General features: G+C 51.8%; 18 protein-coding genes and 1 tRNA gene. 7 read left to right on the top strand and 12 right to left on the bottom strand.

The window, feature by feature from the left end:
* Positions 1–7 precede the first annotated feature (7 nt).
* The 6 genes from QMQ05_RS09275 to QMQ05_RS09250 form a co-directional block, all read right to left on the bottom strand.
* Positions 8–1,171, bottom strand: a complete 1,164-nt coding sequence (locus QMQ05_RS09275) for a thiolase family protein (RefSeq protein WP_345469451.1) — start codon at positions 1,169–1,171, stop codon at positions 8–10.
* A complete protein-coding gene (locus tag QMQ05_RS09270) occupies positions 1,168–2,604 on the bottom strand; it encodes a class I adenylate-forming enzyme family protein (protein ID WP_345469450.1) in 1,437 nt (478 codons plus the stop codon). The genes QMQ05_RS09275 and QMQ05_RS09270 overlap by 4 nt, the downstream gene beginning before the upstream one ends.
* 4 nt (positions 2,605–2,608) lie before the next feature.
* The gene (locus QMQ05_RS09265) at positions 2,609–3,187 is read right to left on the bottom strand and encodes a biotin transporter BioY (protein ID WP_345469448.1); all 579 of its coding nucleotides are present in this window, start codon (positions 3,185–3,187) and stop codon (positions 2,609–2,611) included.
* A gap of 36 nt (positions 3,188–3,223) precedes the next feature.
* Positions 3,224–3,835 (bottom strand): energy-coupling factor transporter transmembrane component T family protein, encoded by a 612-nt coding sequence (locus QMQ05_RS09260; protein ID WP_345469446.1) that lies wholly within the window; start codon positions 3,833–3,835, stop codon positions 3,224–3,226.
* Positions 3,832–4,521 carry an energy-coupling factor ABC transporter ATP-binding protein gene (locus QMQ05_RS09255; RefSeq protein WP_345469444.1) on the bottom strand — a complete coding sequence of 230 codons (690 nt, stop codon included), beginning with the start codon at positions 4,519–4,521 and terminating at the stop codon, positions 3,832–3,834. Before QMQ05_RS09255 ends, QMQ05_RS09260 begins: the two co-directional genes overlap by 4 nt.
* Before the next feature lie 152 nt (positions 4,522–4,673).
* Complete coding sequence (locus QMQ05_RS09250; RefSeq protein WP_345469442.1) at positions 4,674–5,396, bottom strand: LysE family translocator; 723 nt, start codon at positions 5,394–5,396, stop codon at positions 4,674–4,676.
* A 154-nt stretch (positions 5,397–5,550) separates the two neighbouring features.
* Here QMQ05_RS09250 and QMQ05_RS09245 point away from each other — a divergent pair, with 154 nt between their 5' ends.
* A complete protein-coding gene (locus QMQ05_RS09245; RefSeq protein WP_345474694.1) occupies positions 5,551–5,997 on the top strand; it encodes an Lrp/AsnC family transcriptional regulator in 447 nt (148 codons plus the stop codon).
* Here the strand turns inward: QMQ05_RS09245 and QMQ05_RS09240 are convergent.
* Complete coding sequence (locus QMQ05_RS09240; RefSeq protein ID WP_345469440.1) at positions 5,994–7,211, bottom strand: MFS transporter; 1,218 nt, start codon at positions 7,209–7,211, stop codon at positions 5,994–5,996. The genes QMQ05_RS09245 and QMQ05_RS09240 overlap by 4 nt on opposite strands.
* 432 nt (positions 7,212–7,643) lie before the next feature.
* Positions 7,644–7,717, bottom strand: a tRNA-Arg gene (locus tag QMQ05_RS09235).
* A 102-nt stretch (positions 7,718–7,819) separates the two neighbouring features.
* Here QMQ05_RS09235 and QMQ05_RS09230 point away from each other — a divergent pair.
* The 3 genes from QMQ05_RS09230 to ettA all read left to right on the top strand — a co-directional run bounded on the left by QMQ05_RS09230 (position 7,820) and on the right by ettA (position 11,053).
* Entirely contained in the window at positions 7,820–8,716 is an 897-nt protein-coding gene (locus tag QMQ05_RS09230; RefSeq protein ID WP_345469438.1) for a CPBP family intramembrane glutamic endopeptidase, read from the top strand.
* Positions 8,717–8,807: 91 nt separating this feature from the next.
* Positions 8,808–9,257 (top strand): single-stranded DNA-binding protein, encoded by a 450-nt coding sequence (locus QMQ05_RS09225; protein ID WP_345469436.1) that lies wholly within the window; start codon positions 8,808–8,810, stop codon positions 9,255–9,257.
* 113 nt (positions 9,258–9,370) lie between these two features.
* The gene (gene ettA / locus QMQ05_RS09220) at positions 9,371–11,053 is read left to right on the top strand and encodes an energy-dependent translational throttle protein EttA (RefSeq protein ID WP_058254506.1); all 1,683 of its coding nucleotides are present in this window, start codon (positions 9,371–9,373) and stop codon (positions 11,051–11,053) included.
* A 69-nt stretch (positions 11,054–11,122) separates the two neighbouring features.
* On the opposite strand, the gene QMQ05_RS09215 is transcribed toward ettA, so the two are convergent.
* The gene (locus QMQ05_RS09215; RefSeq protein WP_345469434.1) at positions 11,123–11,626 is read right to left on the bottom strand and encodes a flavin reductase family protein; all 504 of its coding nucleotides are present in this window, start codon (positions 11,624–11,626) and stop codon (positions 11,123–11,125) included.
* A 135-nt stretch (positions 11,627–11,761) separates the two neighbouring features.
* Here QMQ05_RS09215 and soxR point away from each other — a divergent pair, with 135 nt between their 5' ends.
* Together soxR and QMQ05_RS09205 are read left to right on the top strand one after the other, a co-directional pair.
* Positions 11,762–12,256 carry a redox-sensitive transcriptional activator SoxR gene (gene soxR, locus QMQ05_RS09210; protein ID WP_345474692.1) on the top strand — a complete coding sequence of 165 codons (495 nt, stop codon included), beginning with the start codon at positions 11,762–11,764 and terminating at the stop codon, positions 12,254–12,256.
* Positions 12,257–12,339: 83 nt separating this feature from the next.
* On the top strand, positions 12,340–14,076 hold the full coding sequence (locus QMQ05_RS09205) for a 2Fe-2S iron-sulfur cluster-binding protein (RefSeq protein WP_345469432.1): 1,737 nt from the start codon (positions 12,340–12,342) through the stop codon (positions 14,074–14,076).
* A 32-nt stretch (positions 14,077–14,108) separates the two neighbouring features.
* On the opposite strand, the gene QMQ05_RS09200 is transcribed toward QMQ05_RS09205, so the two are convergent.
* Positions 14,109–14,999: an acyl-CoA thioesterase gene (locus QMQ05_RS09200; RefSeq protein ID WP_345469430.1), complete on the bottom strand. Its 891-nt coding sequence runs from the start codon at positions 14,997–14,999 to the stop codon at positions 14,109–14,111.
* Between the two features lie 173 nt (positions 15,000–15,172).
* On the opposite strand from QMQ05_RS09200, the gene QMQ05_RS09195 reads away from it, so the two are divergent.
* The gene (locus tag QMQ05_RS09195; protein ID WP_345469428.1) at positions 15,173–15,832 is read left to right on the top strand and encodes a hypothetical protein; all 660 of its coding nucleotides are present in this window, start codon (positions 15,173–15,175) and stop codon (positions 15,830–15,832) included.
* A gap of 62 nt (positions 15,833–15,894) precedes the next feature.
* On the opposite strand, the gene QMQ05_RS09190 is transcribed toward QMQ05_RS09195, so the two are convergent.
* Both QMQ05_RS09190 and QMQ05_RS09185 read right to left on the bottom strand, forming a co-directional pair.
* Positions 15,895–16,395 carry a globin gene (locus QMQ05_RS09190; protein WP_345469426.1) on the bottom strand — a complete coding sequence of 167 codons (501 nt, stop codon included), beginning with the start codon at positions 16,393–16,395 and terminating at the stop codon, positions 15,895–15,897.
* Positions 16,388–16,882 carry an OsmC family protein gene (locus QMQ05_RS09185; RefSeq protein ID WP_345469424.1) on the bottom strand — a complete coding sequence of 165 codons (495 nt, stop codon included), beginning with the start codon at positions 16,880–16,882 and terminating at the stop codon, positions 16,388–16,390. Before QMQ05_RS09185 ends, QMQ05_RS09190 begins: the two co-directional genes overlap by 8 nt.
* Between the last annotated feature and the right edge of the window lie 21 nt (positions 16,883–16,903).

Below are 16,903 nucleotides of genomic sequence, written 5' to 3'. Positions count from 1 at the left end.
TTTGACTTCAGGAAACGACGGATTCGAAGGCGATAGCACTTCCCGTTCCGCCCGCTGCGGCCATCAGTGCCAAGGCGCGCTGACCGGAGAGTCCCTGTTTTTGAGCCTGCCGGAACAGTCTCGTAGTCAATATCGCGCCACTAGCACCGTATGGGTGTCCCAAGGCTAGTGCGCCACCGTTGCGATTAACTGTTGCCGGGTCGATACCCAAGATGTCTAGGCAAGCTAATGCCTGAACAGCAAATGCTTCATTAAACTCAATCAACGGCGCATGATGTGACGGTTCTTCCCCTAGCTGATTTTGGAGTTTTTGATAGGCAGGAACGGCAGCCATCCCGAGAAGCTCTGGATCATACGCGCCCGAAGCTGCAGTCAAATACTTCAACGCGAAGGATGGGCTCAATGACTGCCTTACCTTCTCACTCACCAGCAGCACGACGCTGGCCCCATCATTTATGGGGCACGAGTTTCCTGCCGTAACGCTTCCACTCTCCACAAAAGCTGGTTTGAGCGCGGAGAGTTTCTTGTCGGTGAGTGAAGGCCGGGGACAGGTGTCTTCAGAAACGAGTCCTGTTGACGTGCCTATGGGGAGCAACTCATCGTCAAATACGCCTTCTGCTTGCGCTTGCACGGCCCGTTGGTGGCTTTGTAAAGCGAAACTATCTTGGCGCTCCCTGCTGATGTTGTACCGGGTGGCGATATTTTCGGCTGCGACGCCCATTTCCGGGTCAGCATTTGGAACCGGGGTGAACCTTGCACGTGAATATAATTTTGGTGGCACCGTGACGGATTCTTGTTTCTCAACCCGCCATGGTGCCGTGCTCACGGATTCGACGCCGCCAGCTAGAACGATATCCGCTTCACCGCAACGAATCATCCGAGCCCCCGCTGCAATTGCTTCTAAGCCACTGGCGCACTGGGCATCCATACTGGTGGCGCTCACCGTCTCAGGCAAGACCGATGCGAGAACGGCTACACGAGCGATATTTCCACCTGGGCCAGCTGCATTGCCAAGAAACACATGGTCAACATCAACTGCATGTATCCCAGCTCTTTCCACCAAGGCAGTTAGCAGTGGAGCAAGAAGCTTGTCGGCGCTGATGCGAGAGTATTCTTTGCCAGCACGGACGATAGGAGTACGAAGGGCATCAATGATGTAGGCGTTATTCATCGTATTTGTATTCTCTTAAGTATTTCTGGGGCATCGTCCGACAAGGTGGTAATCGAGGCTTTACCGCTAAATCCTTGAGGCCAGCTATTAAGTGACACAACCTCGTGTGGAATCTTGAATACTGGCAACTGCTCAAAGAGCTTTTCTCGAAGAAGTTCACCGTCAATAACGGGGGAGCGAACATAGGCAATCAGCCGAGGCTTATCGCTTTCGGTATCGCGATGAATTTTGACTTCAGTCATGTTCAAAGTTGAAAACACGGCGATGATTTCCGCGGGATGAATATTATTGCCATGCAGGTTGAGCATTCCATCCTCGCGGCGAATGAAGGCAATCTGCTGGTCGCTGATTTGCCTTGCCTGATCCAATGTACTGGTTGAAGCGTTGCACCGAGCTATAGACGGTGCCGTTTGGGGATCGTATCCGATGGCGTTAAAAGGACTGTCTACGTAGGCAGTGCCGATCCCCGTGACTGGATCGACTTCATGAAGGTGCACTGAAACCGTCGGAAAGAGTTGTCCAGAGAAACCATCGCTTAGTTGTTCATTGGTGTCTCTATGTGAATAAGCGATCAGGCTGTGCTCGCTACTTCCGAAATGCTCAACGCACGATTCGTAGGATGGCAACGTTTGAAGTTGAGCCACGATCCGCGGTGATAATGATTCACCACCACTGATGACCCAACGAATGCTCGCGAGCTGTTGCAATTCCATATCGGAGAATAAACGATCAAGTATTGTCGGCACAGTGACTACTCGGTTGCATCTGAGGCGACCTAAAAGATTCTTGGCTCCTTGTGTGCTCCATCGTCCGGACCCAACAAATGTTCCGCCTGTGTGGATGGACTCCACTAGCGAGTAGAGACCAAGTCCGTGAGATATCGGTCCGGGCGACAAAGTAATACTCGCTTCGGTGGCTTTCAGTATCGGAGCTCCGACTTCCACTGAACACTGCCAAGATCTGGCTGTTCTAATGATGGCTTTAGGCCGTGAAGTAGTTCCTGAAGTGCAAATGATCAGGAGTTCTCGGTCCTCTGGAAGCTCTTGGGCAACCCACGGGGCATTGTCGGCACCCTCTGAAATCGTGAAGACTGTGGCGGGGATTTTCTGTAGATCCGCGGCACTGAAGTCAGTCATGATGTGGGCGCATTTGAGGGTTGAAACCATCGTGTGAAGTAGAGCCTCTGGCCAGGATGGGTCGAGAATGACCAAGGTTTTTCCTGCCAAAGCCGCTCCGTGAAACCCGACAGCCATTGTTATCGGGTCGTTCGCCAGTATTCCCACACGCTGTTCCGGTAGTTCACGCAGCGTATGAGCCAAGTGTTGGGCGCGTCCTGCGAGCTGGGCGTAGGTCAACTCACCAGTTAGTGAAACAACTGCAGACTTGTTCGGTAAACGTTCCGCCCAGCTCGTCAGAGCATCCCAAAAGTTCATGTATTTAGCTCATTAGTCCTCGGTAGCTGCGATGAACCGTGAGGGCAACGAGTGTTGTCACGACGGCTTTGAACAGATCGCCTGGGAGGAAAGCTGCGGATCCGATGAGGGAAGTTCCAACATCAATACCTGTGGCCACGGAGGTCCACGGCACACCACATAGGTAGATCACACCGATTCCACCAATAATGACCGATGCGAGTCCGGCAAGGAAGCGTGCAGTATTACCGGTCCTGCGTAGAACCCAATACTTGAACAGTGCGCCGATCACTAGTGAACCGAAAATCCAGCCGACCAAATATCCACCGGTGGGTCCGAGCAAAACGGCGAGACCACCGCGACCACCTGAGAGCAGTGGAAGCCCGGCGACAGCGAGGACCACGACCACCAGCGACGCCATAGCGCCTCGCCATGGGCCCAGCAGGGCACCAGCGAGCATCACGCCGAGGGTTTGGAGAGTAATTGGTACCGGGATGATGCCCAAGGTAATTGGTGGCAGCAACCCCATTGCTGCGATCATCGCCGCAAACACAGCGATGTACACCGTATTTTTAGTTTGTGAAGAAGAGGGGTTTCGAGACATTGAAGTTCCTTGATATTGATCGAGTGATGACATGGTTTAGCGTCGGAATGCTGCGGGCTCTGAATCGTAGCCACGAGCGTCGAGTGCCTCTGCAGTTTCGTCAGCAATTTTTAGTGAGCGGATGACTAGCGGAACCGTAACAGCCAGCGGATTGTTGGCTAGTCCACGAGCATGCTGTGCTTCACGAACTTCTACGTACACCTTTTTTAGCTCGGGAATGAAGCGAATGGTCATCGAAAGTGCCAAAGCTATTTGTGCCGGGTTCCCACCGACAAAACGGACTGGCGAAGCGACTTGTTGAAATAGTTCCAGCATGGCTTCAAATTTTGTGGTGAGACTGACCGAATAGGCCAGAAGGCACATGGTCAGCAGCCTGAGAACCGAGCGCAGTGCATTGAGCCAGTCAGTTTGGATGCCCAACAGAATGAAAACGACACTAAGGATGACCGCCAATGAAATGAGCGGTAGCCGGATCTGTTTAAAATTCACGCGTGCCGTCAGAAGTAATACGACACTTACGATGAAGATCGACAGTAGGACGGTCCACGAATTGATGAGGTACAACGCAATGCTCAAGACGAGCAAGGCACCGAACTTCCACCCAGGCTTTATACGCGCAAGATAAGACGTGTTATTTGCAGCGATCATGCGTGACTCCATTGTCGGTAGTGGGCAATGGCATCGGCAGGCTGACCGTCGAAGGCAACTGTGCCGTCGGTGATGACGAGAACTCGTTCGAAGTCTTCGAGGATTTCTAGGTCGTGAGTGACGACGATCGCTCGTTGGGATAGCTTCGAGATCTCATGTTGGAAAGCCAAACGGTTACGCAAATCCAGCATCGTAGTAGGTTCATCAAAAATGATGGTTTCAGGTCGCATCGCTAGTACCGAAGCCAGCGCCACCATCTGCTGTTCGCCGCCGGATAACGTATGGCTTTCCCGGTCAGCCAGATGCGAAATATTTAGTTCATGCAGGGTCTCGTTTACTCGTTGAATGCGTTCGGCTTTGGGCAGTGACAAGTTCTTGAGGCCAAAGGCTATGTCGTCAGAAACGATAGGCATGATGATCTGGTTGGCAGGATTCTGAAAAACGAACCCGACCTGTCGTCGGATTTGTTTAGCATGCTGGCTGGTGGTTAGGTCACCAATGCGAACAGATCCTTCGGTGGGGAGCACAAGTCCGTTGAGCAGTCGAGAAAGGGTGCTTTTCCCAGCACCATTGGCGCCAATTACACCGATGCGCTGCTCGTTAAGACTGATGTTGATGTCCTTGAGAACGTCCCGGTCACCGTAGCGAACCGAAACATTTTCTAAACCTATTGAGGGTAGTTCCACACTTGCTCCAGCGCGATGCTCGTGGGCCTTGCTTGCACGGCTATTTGGATTGCCGGGTTCAGACCGTATTTACAGATGGTTGAAACACCACCGGTAAAGAGCATACTTGATCACTGTTCAATTGTCTTGATCAGTGTTCAATAAAGTAGCAATTAGACGAAAAACTGCTCAAAGATCAATGCGAGTGACAACAAGATCATGATGATCCCGGAAACTAACGTGACAACTCGTGCTGCCAGCGGCCTGGAACGAAGGAGGGCGCGCGAGGCAAAGGCCACGCTGAAGTAGACCGCAATAGAAACGGTGAAGTGCGTTAGTCCTAGTATGCCCGTTTGCAGGGGCACAGGTAGAGATAAATCTGAATCCAAATATTGGGGGATCAATGCCACGTACAGCAGCAGTGCTTTCGGGTTGGTTCCGCTTGTGAGGAGCCCTTTGAAGAAGGCCGTTCGCGCAGGAACTTGTTGTACCGGTGGTGATGCTAAAGCAATTGACGTGCTGCCAGCCAGCTGAGAGTTGCTGGTCTCGCCCAGCTTGGGCTCGCCTTCGGTGATATCGATGGCGGATGGTTGCGGGGCACTGAAAAATGTTGCGGTTTTGCTCGAGCGTAACGTGGAGATTCCTAGCCAAAGTAGGTAGATGGCACCAGCTGCCGTTAGCCACGAGAGAATGGTGGGCGAGCTGGCTACGAGCGCGGCAATTCCGCAAACCAGTAAGACGGTATGCACAAGATAACCCGAGAGTAGTCCCCAAACGGCTGGCTGATAGCTCTGTTTCCGGAGTGCAGAGGAAATGACATAAGCCCAATCAGCGCCTGGCGTGCAAGCTAAGGTGACTGAAATGAGCAGAAAGGCCGTTAGCTGAGCGAAGTCCATGGTCCATCCTTAGCGTGAAATTGCTGATGACTTCACCTTAGAAAAAATCCGCCCAAATGTGTTTGCCAATTTTTGGGCATTGAAGTTCAATCGCGCAAAGAAAAGACTAGGTTGGAGGAGTAGGCGCAAAATATTTGTGTTGTACTCTGAATTCATGGATGAATTGGATCGTGCGATACTTGCCGAATTGCAGCTCGATGGAAGAATCAGCGCAACCGCACTGGCTGCCAAAATTGGCTTATCAGTAGCACCTTGCCACCGGCGCATTCGAGAACTTGAACGTGCAGGCGTGATCACCGGATATCAGGCAGTAATCGCACCTGAGCGAGTCGGTCTCGGGTTTGCGGCGTTGGTCTTTGTCACGTTGAAAGACCGTGCACAACTTAAGGATTTTGAGTTAGCAGTTGAACGTGAAGAGCTGATTGTTGATGCACAGCGCCTATTTGGTGAGCCTGACTTCTTACTGCGCGTGTTTGCAGAAGACTTGAGTCACTATCAGCGAGTTTACGATGATGTCCTCGTGGGACTACCTGGTGTTGAAAAACTGACTAGCACCATTGTCATGCGCAATATCAAGGAGCGCGCTGTCTTACCCGTTTAGCGTGAGATGCTGGATGCGTTTGGCCCGCGGCTGACCCGTGGAGTGAGCACGAGGGAAACGATGAGGATCGCCACACAGATCCACAAGGCCTGGGGCAGTCCCACACTGTCTACGACAAAACCTATGAGCGGGGGACCGCCAAGCATTGCGCCGTATCCGAAGGCGCTGATGATACTCACTGCTCTGGGGCCTAGGCGTTCAGTTCTAGAGGCGGCGATGCTCATTCCGACGGGGAATCCAAGTGAGCTACCAAGACCCCACATTGCTGAACCTAAGCCAATGAAATAGGGGTTTGACTCGACGATAAAGAGAACGACGCCAAGGAGCCCGATCGTCCCCATTATCAAGAGAGTGAACTTGTGCCCGAGCCGGTCGACAAGGAGACCGCCCAAGAAGCGGCCAAGTGTCATGGCTCCAACGAAGAGCGTAAACATGAGGGCGCCATCTTGATGTTCCAGTCCATGGCCGTTAACGGTAGCGACGGCAATCCAATCATTGGCTGCCCCCTCGGTAAAGCTCAGTCCAGCCACCATGAGGCCTAACAGAAGCAGTAGACCGAGTTTCCCGGTGGCCCTTGAATCACCTTGTGCCTTTTCTTTGGCGCGTTCGGCGAAGTTTTCGTTCTCCCACTCCGACAGCCCGAGGTGGGCAATGAAAGCAAAAGCGATAATCAATGTGGAGACTAGTGCAAAATGCCAAATACTTGGCAATTTCATTGTGATTGTAGCTGTTGCCAGCCCAGCCCCAAGAAGTGAGCCGAGACTGAAAAAGCCATGGAACGACGGCATGAGGCTACGACCAACGCTTCGTTCAATTCTGGCTCCGCTGACGTTCATCATAATGTCGAGGCAACCGAAAATGATGCCATTTACAAACAAGGTTAAGTACGCGAGCCAGGTACTTTGAGTAATTGAGATGGCCACACCAAGAAGGGGAAGGCAAAGAGCTAGGCCGAGTGGGAGGATGCAGAGTAGTCGCTTGGTAGCGACATACTTGCTGATGGTTGGAATGATGGACAAACCGATCAAAGTACCAAGGGTCATGCATAGAAGAAACGAGCCGAGTCCAAGCCCTGAAAATCCCAGCACATCATCGATGATTGAGAGTCTGCCGGCCCATGAAGCGAACGATAATCCTGCCAACAGGAATATAAGGTTGATACTGGTTCGTTCGGTAGGCAAAAGTCGCGTTCTAATGGCGACCGGTTGTGTCATGTGACAGTTTTCCCTGTTCCCTCTCGATTTCTACAATGCCTAGAGTTTATCGCAATCTTGACGCCTAAGTTACTCTGCAGTTGCTATTGGGCACTATTTTGTGTGGATATGTTGGTGGTGCTCAGTTCTTGCCCAGAAACCGGCAGTGTGAGCGGGTGTCTTCTGGCAACACAGGTTGATTCTGTTGCGCAGGAAATTGATGACCAGCAGAAATTCCGGGCGCCCACGCATGTCAATTAGACCTGGAGTGCTGCCGGTGTCCGCGGCTGATTTAATGAGCATCGCATGTAGTTGGGCCCTGTTGCACGACGGCAAGTTAACATCTGAACCTCAAGAAAAACTATGGTCAAACTATGGTCAAAACGCTGATTTTGGACAAATGAAAAAACCGCCGTTCACTTGTTTTACCAAGTGAACGGCGGTTTATTTGTGTGCCCCCGGCGGGATTCGAACCCACGACCTAGAGATTAGAAGGCTCTTGCTCTATCCAGCTGAGCTACGGAGGCATAACCGAAATTAGTTTAGCTTATTGCTCACCGAAAATTCGACTTGGGGTCGGTAGGGTGGAAGTATCGCTGAACTTTGGAAACTGATTAGGGATACTTAAAGTGCCGGTATTGAGATTTGGTAGTCGCGCGAGCATCGTTTGTTTTGCGGTGTTGAGTCTCGTACTAGCGTGGTGCGTCGCGTTGCCCCTATGGCTAGGGGACGGGCTCAACGAACCCTACTTCTCTACTGTCGCTTCACTGATGATGTTCACGCCGGCCGCAGCGGCACTAATCGTCGCCTTGTTAGAGCGTCGCGGGTCTAAATTTGTACGTGACACAGGTATTTGGCCTATTCGTAGACCACTACGGGTCGTGGTAGCTGTCGTTTTTGCATTTGTTGTCCCAGTCTTATTGGTGATTCAAGCTCCCTTCGTTGGGACATGGCTCGGAGTGTTTCCCGGTGACCTCGAAAACTTTGCGCTTTTGCATTTTGTAGCCGGATCGAAGGGACCACTGCTGTACTTGGCAGATCAAGCGGCGCTAATTGTTCTTGCGGGGCTGATGAATGCTCTTTTGGCAATCGGAGAAGAAGTTGGCTGGCGGGGCTGGCTTTGGCCTAGGCTCGCTCGTTCCGGGAAACTAGGGGCAATCCTTATTTCAGGCGTTATTTGGGGAGCTTGGCATGCCCCATTGATACTTCTTGGATACAACTATCCGTTCGCACCCGAATGGGGAGTTCTTGCAATGTGTGGGGCTTGTGCCGTGCTCGGCGCGTTTCTCGGCTGGATTCGTTCCTATAGTGACTCGGTGTGGCCGGCCGCGCTGGCGCATGGTGTTTTTAACGCCAGCTTCGGTTTGACTTCACTCTTCATGACATTGGGTGCGCCTCTTGATACGACTCAGGCTTCAATCTTGGGCTGGACTGGCTGGATTTTGCCGGGGTTAATTATTGCGATCATCTTGTGCGTCACGGCTTTCCGCGATCGGTCCAAGAACGTAGTTTCCACAGTTCGTTAGTGCGGGGATTCCTATGTGCTGCTCGTGCTGCACGATGAGAACCAACACCGAGAAGAGTCCTTGGTGTTGAGAGTCTAAGGAGTAGGTACTCGTGAGTGATCTGGTTACCATCCGTGCCATCGTTGGCACCGATCCACAGTTAAGCGTGACAGCAAAAGGTGTTGCCGTGTTGAAGTTTCGAGCTGCGACGCATGAACGGAAGAAAGATCAGGAATCAGGCCAGTGGGTCGATGGTCCTACCAACTGGTACTCGATATCAGCGTTTAGGGGCTTGGCTGAAAACTCGATGGAGTCTCTGTCGCAAGGAGACCACGTGATGGTCTTCGGTAAGTTGCAAATCCGAGAATATGAACGTGCGGATGGCACTAAAGGAACCAGTGCTGATATTGAGGCGTACAGCATCGGCCATGATCTGCGATTTGGGACGACTTCCTTCACCAGAGTTCGTATTGATACGGGTGAAACCGAGAGGGCCTCGCATCAGGACTCCTTGAAAGATGGAGATTCGAGTTGGCCGAAAGATTCGGATCAAGCCGCCTAGATTTGGGATGATTGGCGCTGTTCGGTTCGAATATGTGAAACCGGACACCGCCAACTCAAAATAGTTGGGTGATAATTCGATATTGCCCCCTCACACCGACTAGCCTTAAGTACATGGCGGAATTCATTTATACGATGACCAAGGCTCGCAAAGCCGTTGGTGACAAAGTCATTCTCGACAATGTCAGCATGTCGTTCTTCCCGGGCGCAAAAATTGGTGTCGTAGGACCCAATGGTGCTGGTAAGTCAACGATCTTGAAGATCATGGCGGGTCTCGATACCCCGTCCAATGGTGAGGCTCGACTCTCGCCAGGATATTCGGTAGGCATCCTGATGCAGGAGCCACCACTGAACGAGGAAAAAACCGTTCTGGGCAACGTCCAGGAAGGCGTTGGCGAGATCTACGAAAAGATCACTCGCTTTAACGAGATTTCAGAAGAGATGGCCCAAGAGGGCGCAGACTTCGATGCATTGCTTGAAGAAATGGGCAAACTGCAAGAAGCCATTGATGCGGCCGACGCTTGGGATATCGACAATCAGCTCGAACAGGCTATGGACGCATTACGTTGTCCTCCAGGCGACGAAATGGTCACCCATCTATCCGGTGGTGAACGTCGACGCGTCGCCCTGTGTAAGTTGTTGCTACAAAAGCCAGACTTGCTGCTTCTGGACGAGCCTACTAACCACTTGGACGCAGAGTCTGTTCTCTGGTTGGAGCAGCACCTAGCTGCTTACCCAGGCGCCGTCCTTGCGGTAACCCACGATCGCTACTTCCTTGACCATGTCGCCGAATGGATTTGTGAAGTTGACCGTGGCCGCTTGCACCCATATGAGGGCAACTACTCCACTTACCTGGAGAAGAAGCGCGAGCGCATGGAAGTTCAGGGCAAGAAAGATCAGAAGCTTGCTAAGCGACTGGCTGAAGAACTCGAGTGGGTTCGTTCGAACGCCAAGGGACGCCAGACGAAGTCCAAGGCTCGTCTGGCTCGCTATGAGGAAATGGCTGCTGAGGCAGAGCGTACTCGCAAGCTCGACTTTGAAGAGATTCAGATCCCGCCGGGCCCTCGTCTGGGCCAGATCGTCATTGAGGCTAAGGACCTGAAGAAGGGCTTTGGCGACCGTGTTCTGATTGACGGCCTGTCGTTCTCGTTGCCCCGAAATGGCATCGTTGGCGTCATCGGTCCGAACGGTGTCGGTAAGTCGACCCTGTTCAAGACGATTGTCGGCATGGAGGAACTTGACAGCGGATCGCTGAAGATTGGCGATACCGTAAAGATCTCCTACGTTGACCAGAACCGAGAAAACATCGACCCTAACAAGTCATTGTGGGAAGTTGTTTCTGATGGTTTGGACTACATCAACGTTGGTCAGGTTGAAATGCCTTCCCGCGCTTATGTATCGGCGTTTGGTTTCAAGGGACCAGATCAGCAAAAGAAGGCTGGTGTGCTTTCCGGTGGTGAACGTAACCGCTTGAACTTGGCACTGACCTTGAAGCAGGGTGGCAACTTGTTGCTTCTCGATGAGCCAACTAACGACTTGGATGTTGAGACACTTTCATCGTTGGAAAATGCCTTGCTTGATTTCCCAGGTTGCGCTGTCGTGGTCTCTCACGACCGTTGGTTCCTGGACCGAGTTGCAACGCACATTCTGGCCTACGAGGGCACCGAAGAGAACCCGTCGAACTGGTACTGGTTCGAGGGTAACTTTGAGTCCTATGAGGAGAACAAGGTAGAGCGTTTGGGCGCTGATGCGGCTAAGCCACATCGTGTAACCCACCGTCGCCTGACTCGCGACTAGGATAAACGCAGCAATGGCCGCCAATATTGGCGGCCATTGCTGCGTTAACCGAAAATCTGGTTGGAGGTATCACGCTTGTTGTATACCGGAGTGAAGTCCTGAGAGCCGGAGGTACTTACGATCCTGGTGGAGCAGGTGTTGTTGAGGGGTGCCTTGGATAATTTCGTGAACTTCTGCCGCGATCAAACGTGATCCACCAACGCTTATCGAAGAATGGATACTGGAGCGAAAAGCGATGGGCGCGCCGGCAAAGTATGGTTCCCCTGTTGGTAGGAATTGGAAATTCTGTTCTGGGGTGAAACGGGGAGCACCGGGACGTGCGAAGTTAGTTGCTAGTTCTTCGTGTTCTTCACCAAGCATGTGAATCATGAAACTTGGGGCAGCCAATACAGCTCCCGCTGCCCCCGATTCCTTCGAAAGCGAGAATGAAACTGACACTGGGGCAATTGACAGTGAGGCCAAGGATGAAATCGTTAGCCCGTAGGGAACTTCATCCACTGTCGCGGTTATGAGCGCCACTCCAGCTGGATGATGACGGAATGCGGTTCGAAAGTCATCTGATAGTTGGCTCATTAATTGCTCCTTTGAGCTGAGACGAAAGGCGTTGCTCAGCTGTAGATGAGGAGTGCATAGGCACTCCCAAAGATCATACTGATTACTTCAACACTAAGACCTCAAGTAAACTTGAGGTCAAGGTGAGGAGGGGTGATGATTCGCACATCAGGCGAAGAAGGGTGCGGTCAAGAGCCACCTGCTGAAGAGCTTCTCTCTATCGGCCAGGTGAGTGATCGCACCGGTGTGGCTCGATCTGCACTTCATTATTACGAAGAAGTTGGCCTCATAGCTTCATTGCGTACGGCAGGTAACCAACGTCGTTACCCCCGGCACTTACTTCGCCGGATTTCTCTGATAACAGTTGGTCGACAATTGGGTATTGGGCTTAGCGAAATAAAGAGCGCTCTCGCTCCAGTTCCGATGCATCATTTACCATCCGAGGAAGACTGGCTTCGTGCCACAGCCCAGTGGAAACTTGTGCTCGAAGCGCGTCGAAGGGCCATAGAAGAACTGGAAGACCGCCTTATGGGCTGTATTGGTTGCGGGTGTTTATCGATGCAAGCTTGCACTTTATTGAACCCACACGACCAGCTTTCTCAGCAGGGAGCGGGAGCTAGGCGACTTGACCCAGCCGAAACTGCCGAATAAACGCTCTGATTAGGCGAGCCTCTGGTTGTTCGTCTGGGTTCATGTGGTGATTATTTGTTGTTATGTGTCACTAGACTAGGTACATGAGAATTGATCAGCTGTTCCGTTTTCCAATCAAGGGTTTGCCTGGCGAATCAATCGCATTCGCACCCGTGGAGGCAGCCGGAGGAATACTCGGTGACCGCGCCGTGGCATTCTCAAACGGAACAGTGGAAGTCTCAGATGGTGAATGGAATAGTTGTCTCAGCTTCACCATCCTTAAGAACGACAAGAGCTTGCAAAAATGGTCAGTGACATCGGAGCCGCCATTGATCACTGTTGCTGCGCCACAGGCATCGGCGGAAGAATCACTGACTTTTGATTCTTCTGAATCGAGCGGTAAACAAGAGTTACGTGAGTACCTATCTGAGTATCTTCCCACCCAAGGCTCTCACCGCAGGGACGTTGTCTCGACATCCCATGGGATGTTCGATTCTCGACTATCTGGGATTTCGATTATCAACCCAAATACCGTGAGGCAACTTTCAAAAGCAGGATCTATCGAGCTCGACCCGCTTCGTTACCGAGGCAACATCTTGGTGGAGGGGCTTCCTGCATTTGCAGAGTTCGGTCTGATCGGAAAAACATTGCGAATCGGTGACGTGAAAATCGCGATCACGAAGTCCATCGAACGGTGCTCTGCGACTTCGGTTAATCCCGCAACAACCGAAGTTGATACCAACGGCCCTCGTTTACTCGCAACGCATTTTGGCCATCTTCATTGCGGAATTTATGGCACGGTCATAAGTTCAGGAACGTTGAAAGTTGGGGAACAAATCGAAGTTGAAGAGGCTTGGGATGGAGAAGTTGGTCCTGTCCCATCAAAGCGTTCACCGAGGTTTGCTACTGTGCTCACTGCAGTGCGACCGAATCCCGAAACTATCGAGCTTACCCTCAGTGACCCGTTTGGCTGGTTCGCTGAGCATGATGAAGCTGGAAAGTATCTTCGCGTTCATTTTGCCGACCCACTGTGGAGAAACTATACGATCATCGCGGTAGAACCGGGTGAGGTTAAGATCGCTGTGCGAGTTCAGGGGGAGGTTTCGCGGCGTCTGGCTATGTTGAAATCAGGCGATGAGCTCTTAGTTTCCGGACCATATGGAACGATGACTGCGCCCAACGTGCTTCGTTCTAGAACTGCCATTGTCACTGCTGGGATTGGAATCACGCCCGCGCTAGCTCTGCTTCGCAATACTGAGATATATTCACGCGTTGAAGACTTGCACGTGTTACGCGTAGAGCGTGGTGTGCCGAGTCAATTGTCGGTCCAGATGCAGGATCTCTTGAACTCTGTTGATGCGAATGTTGAATATCAACACTTTGATAGTTCAGAACGTCGTCCCACTCATGAAGAAATCGCTCGATCTGTCGCCGGTTGTAATAGCGTCGTTATTTGTGGGCCTGAAGGTTTCACACGTCTGGTTCGCGACGTATGCATTGAACAGGGAATTCTGCCAGAAGAAATCCACAGCGAGACTTTTGTATCGCCCCAAACTGACTTATCCAAACTCTTCCACGATTTCCCAAGCGCGAGCGTGAGCTGCGAAGGTTCGGGTACAAGTTTTACTTGGAAACCGGAAGATGGTGTTCTGCTTGAAGCGCTAGAAGCACAGGATGTTAAAGCGCCGAGCCAGTGTAGGGCTGGGTCTTGTGGGCAGTGCGCCGTCAAGTTGCTCAGCGGAAGTGTTTCGTACCCGATGGAACCTAGCGCAAGCATTCCCGCCGGACAGATACTGACTTGTGTATCTGTCCCAGCGGAAAATTTGGAACTGGCGATCTAGTCGTTTTCCATTGAAAATCGGATGTTTTGCTCTTAGTTCTTACCGAATTCAGGCAAACGAATCATGCCCTCTTGAGCGACAGTTGCTACTAGCTGTCCTTCACGGTTAAAGAACTGTCCAGTTCCAAGACCTCGGGCCGAGGACGCTGAAGGGGAGTGTAGAACATACAGCAGCCATTCATCGACCCTCAAGTCTCGATGCCACCACATCGCGTGATCAAGGCTGGCTAGACTCAAACCTGGGTGTACCCATGCCAGGCCATGAGCACGCAATACTGGTTCCAACAGCACGTAATCACTGGCGTAGGCCAAGGCCGCGCGGTGCAGACTCAAGTCGTCCGGCATAGCTGACGTCGTTCGCAACCAGACCGCGCTATCAGCTATTGGACTCTTATCGCCTGCTAGATAGACCGGCTCAGTTACGTGACGAATATCGAAAGGTCGTTCAAAAGCCCACTCTTTGGCAACCGGATGGTCCAGATGCCCCACGAGTGCTGCAGTTGTGGGAAGGGAATCAGGATCTGGCACGTTTAGTGGCATCGGATCATGATGTTCAAGACCCTCTGCCGGTTCCTGGAAGGAAGTAATCATCGAAAGAATTGGCTCACCGTTTTGGTAAGCATGAACCCGTCGAGCTGAGAAAGACCGGCCATCACGAAGACGCTGAACACCGAAGGTGATGTTTTGGTTAGGATCTCCGGGACGCAAGAAGTAGCCATGCAGCGAATGCATCGGACGAGAGCCCTCGACGGTACGGGTGGCGGCCATGATCGATTGAGCAAGTACCTGTCCGCCAAAGACCCGGTTACGGTTTTGCTTTGGCGTCTGGCCGACGAATATGTCTTCGTCAGTTCGTGCCTTATTGTCGCCATCTAAGTTCAGAAGGTCTAACAATATCTGGGTAGTACCTAGGTCTTCGGCCACGGTTTGAACTCCTTGCAGTGCTGTGGGGTAGAACCAAACACAATATTACTCGGCGGTAATGTTGTCGAGCGGTTTTCCCTGCTCATAGGTAATCTATACGAATTTTCGCGAGCACATCACGCCATAAGCTAATTATGCGGATTCATGTTGGGGGAGCGTGAGAGCATTAATATATGGCAAGTGATGTGTTGATTTTTGACGATGTAAATTCCGTAAGCGATCTTGCGAACTTTATTAGTCGGGCAAAAACTATTGAAGATGATGCTGCACTTTTTGTTGCGCGTGGCACCGCGCTGGCTGTATATGTACCTGTTCTGGTACCAGCTGAATTGGGGCAGGGTCAATACACGATTTTAGGGATGCGCGTGCATCGTCTCGCTCAACCTGCTGAGATAAATGCAAGCTATTCACTGTCATCTATTCAAGATCGATTGGCCAGAATGGCAGATTCGTCCGTTGAGTTTTCTTTACCTCCAGTGGAGGCTACGGCTCGATGGGCTGGGATATCGGTTCCACTTTCCGGATGGGAAGAAGCCGGAACGATTGCCGATCGTGACCTATCCCAAGCCGCGCAGGCAGGTATTGATGCTGTAGCGCAAGCATTACCTGAGAACCCTGGTAAACCGGTGATCTCCCAAATTCGTCAACGTATTTGGTCTTCAACCATCGCTGATCAAACCCCAGCTTTGCCAATGGGAGCTGCTTTCGCTATGCATGCGTTGGGCTTCTTATCCACCGATGGTGAAAGCCGAGTGCTCAAGCAAGGAGCATGGCACCGAATTAGCAACGGTCGTGGGCATGCTGTCCTTCGTCAATCTTCGCTGCTTGGCTAGCAATCTGGCGAGACAAATTTGGGACGGAACCAAATGTGGTTCCGTCCCATTTTGGATTAAGATCAGTCCGGTGTGTTTTGCAATGAGTGGGCTGCACGTTCGAAATAGTCTCTGAGCGTCTCTGCATGCAGTGGTGATAGTCCCGACTGATCGATAGCTTTGTTCATATGCGCCAGCCATACGTCGCGGTAGTGGGAATTCACGGGGAAATTACCGTGTCTCATTCGCAATCTAGGGTGGCCACGATGCTCGGAATATGTGGTTGGGCCGCCCCAGTATTGTTCGAGGAAAAGCTGCAATCTAACCTGCGCAGGATGTAAATCTTTTTCCGGATACATTGCGCGAAAATCCGTATCTTCAGCTACTGAGGCATAAAAAGCCTTGGTTAGTTTCGCAAAGACTTCGCGCCCACCAACCTCGGAGTAGAAAGTACCAGGGTACTGGGAAACATCAACGGGTAGCTCCGCGAGGTCAAGAAATTCCTGTGTCGAAGGCCCTAATACGATGGGCCTATTTAACGGTGCAGACCTGACAGTATGCGGTAGTTCTGGACGTTCACTCATTTTCAGTTCCTTTAAGCAGGCTCGGCATGATCGGTTCATGAAGAACCGGGAAGTTGACGGATCTGGCGATAAAGCACACCTTGTTGGCTTGTTCATGCAATGCGTCGGCGAGTTCACGTTGAGTCTCGTCGGCAAGAATAACCGTGGGGTGAAGAACCGCTTGAATGAATTCACCACTGTTGTCTCTGTTAAGACGAAGAATCCCATCCGCGGAGTCTCGATAACCAGTGACGTTGACGCCCTGGTTCACGGCAAGGTGCAGATAAGAGAGCATATGGCATTGGCTCAAGGCAGCGAGTAACAGTTGCTCCGGATTCCAGCGGTCTTTATCGCCATGAAAGGTCGGATCGGCGGTGCCAGGAAGATCGGGCAAACCGTCAGCGCGCACTATGTGGTCGCGTCCGTAACCTCGGTAAGTTTGTGTCCCCGTACCGCGATTCCCAGTCCACTCCAGGCTGATTTGATACCCATGTCGCGATAGATCCATAAGTTCATTCTTACACTTTTA

Source organism: Glutamicibacter sp. B1 (assembly GCF_039602135.1).
Classification (GTDB): Bacteria; Actinomycetota; Actinomycetes; order Actinomycetales; family Micrococcaceae; genus Glutamicibacter; species Glutamicibacter ectropisis.
The sequence above is the reverse complement of the archived record's forward strand: the minus strand, read 5'-3'. Positions and strand labels throughout refer to the sequence as shown.